2 rRNA genes are annotated in these 3,401 nt (G+C 55.0%); both read right to left on the reverse strand.

Annotation, left to right across the window (positions count from 1 at the left end):
• Nucleotides 1–114, reverse strand: a 5S ribosomal RNA gene (gene rrf / locus ACWAUO_RS15050); the annotation flags it as partial.
• 106 nt (nucleotides 115–220) lie between these two features.
• Nucleotides 221–3,323 (reverse strand): 23S ribosomal RNA (locus tag ACWAUO_RS15055).
• Between the last annotated feature and the right edge of the window lie 78 nt (nucleotides 3,324–3,401).

Genomic DNA, 3,401 nt, shown 5'->3' on the forward strand with positions numbered 1-3,401 from the left:
CGGCGGTGTCCTACTCTCCCACAGGGTCCCCCCTGCAGTACCATCGGCGCTGAGAGGCTTAGCTTCCGGGTTCGGAATGGGACCGGGCGTTTCCCTCTCGCTATGGCCGCCGAAACACTATTGATGTTTCAGTCTGCACAAGCAATAAAAGATTGGTTGTGCGGTTCTCGACCGTACATCGAGAACCACTCAGTGGACGCAAGCACCCGCAGATAGGTGTGTTATCAAGTCATCGGCTTATTAGTACCAGTCAGCTACACGTGTTACCACGCTTCCACATCTGGCCTATCAACCCAGTCGTCTACTGGGAGCCTCTCACCCCTAGGGGCATGGAAGTCTCATCTTGAGGCCGGCTTCCCGCTTAGATGCTTTCAGCGGTTATCCATCCCGAACGTAGCTAATCAGCGGTGCTCCTGGCGGAACAACTGACACACCAGAGGTTCGTCCAACCCGGTCCTCTCGTACTAGGGTCAGATCCTCTCAAACTTCCTACGCGCGCAGCGGATAGGGACCGAACTGTCTCACGACGTTCTAAACCCAGCTCGCGTACCGCTTTAATGGGCGAACAGCCCAACCCTTGGGACCTACTCCAGCCCCAGGATGCGACGAGCCGACATCGAGGTGCCAAACCATGCCGTCGATATGGACTCTTGGGCAAGATCAGCCTGTTATCCCCGAGGTACCTTTTATCCGTTGAGCGACAGCGCTTCCACAAGCCACTGCCGGATCACTAGTCCCGACTTTCGTCCCTGCTCGACCTGTCAGTCTCACAGTCAAGCTCCCTTGTGCACTTACACTCGCCACCTGATTGCCAACCAGGTTGAGGGAACCTTTGGGCGCCTCCGTTACTTTTTGGGAGGCAACCGCCCCAGTTAAACTACCCACCAGGCACTGTCCCTGAACCGGATTACGGTCCGAAGTTAGATATCCAGAGTGACCAGAGTGGTATTTCAACAACGACTCCACGAATACTGGCGTACCCGCTTCACAGTCTCCCACCTATCCTACACAAGCCACACCGAACACCAATACCAAGCTGTAGTAAAGGTCACGGGGTCTTTCCGTCCTGCTGCGCGTAACGAGCATCTTTACTCGTAATGCAATTTCGCCGAGTTCGCGGTTGAGACAGTTGGGAAGTCGTTACGCCATTCGTGCAGGTCGGAACTTACCCGACAAGGAATTTCGCTACCTTAGGATGGTTATAGTTACCACCGCCGTTTACTGGGGCTTAAATTCGCAGCTTCGCTTACGCTAACCGCTCCTCTTAACCTTCCAGCACCGGGCAGGCGTCAGTCCGTATACATCGTCTTGCGACTTGGCACGGACCTGTGTTTTTAGTAAACAGTCGCTACCCACTAGTCTCTGCGGCCACCACACCCTTTTCCAGGCAAGCTGGTATAAGCGGATGGCCCCCCTTCTCCCGAAGTTACGGGGGCATTTTGCCGAGTTCCTTAACCACGATTCTCTCGATCTCCTTGGTATTCTCTACCTGACCACCTGAGTCGGTTTGGGGTACGGGCGGCTAGAACCTCGCGTCGATGCTTTTCTTGGCAGCATAGGATCACCCACTTTTCATCCGCATCGTGTCTCAGCCTGGATGAGTGACGGATTTGCCTATCACTCGGCCTACGCACTTGCACCAGGACAACCATCGCCTGGCTTGGGCTACCTTCCTGCGTCACACCTGTTAATACGCTAACCGCACCAGAACGGGGTCGTGTGCTAGCCCATCCGGTGCCACCCGAAGGCGGCGGTGAATGGATTCGGACACTTAGCACTACTGGATTAGCTTGGGCGGTTCTTCGCCGGTACGGGAATATCAACCCGTTGTCCATCGACTACGCCTGTCGGCCTCGCCTTAGGTCCCGACTTACCCAGGGAAGATTAGCTTGACCCTGGAACCCTTGGTCTTCCGGAGGACGTGTTTCTCACACGTCTTTCGCTACTCATGCCTGCATTCTCACTCGTGTGGCCTCCACGGCTGGGTCACCCCGCCGCTTCACCGGCCACACGACGCTCTCCTACCCATCAACACGGCTGGACCACGAAGGCCTACCAATAATGTCAATGCCACAACTTCGGTGGCGTGCTTGAGCCCCGTTACATTGTCGGCGCGGAATCACTTGACCAGTGAGCTATTACGCACTCTTTCAAGGGTGGCTGCTTCTAAGCCAACCTCCTGGTTGTCACAGCAACTCCACATCCTTTCCCACTTAGCACGCGCTTAGGGACCTTAGTTGGTGGTCTGGGTTGTTTCCCTCTCGACTATGAAGCTTATCCCCCACAGTCTCACTGCTGCGCTCTCACTTACCGGCATTCGGAGTTTGGCTGACGTCAGTAACCTTGTAGGGCCCATCGGCCATCCAGTAGCTCTACCTCCGGCAAGAAACACGCAACGCTGCACCTAAATGCATTTCGGAGAGAACCAGCTATCACGAAGTTTGATTGGCCTTTCACCCCTATCCACAGCTCATCCCCTCAGTTTTCAACCTAAGTGGGTTCGGCCCTCCACGACGTCTTACCGTCGCTTCAGCCTGGCCATGGATAGATCACTTCGCTTCGGGTCTAGGACACGCGACTGTATCGCCCTATTCAGACTCGCTTTCGCTACGGCTACCCCACACGGGTTAACCTCGCCACGTATCGCTAACTCGCAGGCTCATTCTTCAAAAGGCACGCTGTCACCCCTACTAAGGAGGCTCCAACGGTTTGTAAGCAAACGGTTTCAGGTACTATTTCACTCCCCTCCCGGGGTACTTTTCACCTTTCCCTCACGGTACTTGTCCGCTATCGGTCATCTGGGAGTATTTAGGCTTATCAGGTGGTCCTGACAGATTCACACGGGATTTCTCGGGCCCCGTGCTACTTGGGATACTCTTCACGCCAAGAGAAGCATTTCGACTACGGGGTTGGCACCCTCTATGACTGGCCTTTCAAGACCATTCGTCTATACCTTCTTGTCACGTCGACGGTTCGGCAGAACCATCCGAAAAGTCCCACAACCCCCAGCATGCAACGCCTGCCGGCTCTCACACACACTGGGTTTAGCCTGATCCGGTTTCGCTCGCCACTACTCACGGAATCGCTGTTGCTTTCTCTTCCTGTGGGTACTGAGATGTTTCACTTCCCCACGTTCCCTCTACCCGCCCTATATATTCAGGCGGGAGTCACCAGGTACGCACGCGCCCTGGCGGGGTTTCCCCATTCGGACATCCTCGGATCAAAACTCGCTTATCAGTTCCCCGAGGCTTATCGCAGATTGCTACGTCCTTCTTCGGCTCCAGATGCCAAGGCATCCACCGTTTGCTCTTAAAGACTTGAAATCACATGAGTTCTATCGTTTAAGATGCTCGCGTCCACTGTGTAGTTCTCAAAGTACGGGCGGTACCCTCCCCGCAACC

This window comes from Microbacterium sp. GXF7504, from assembly GCF_054798235.1.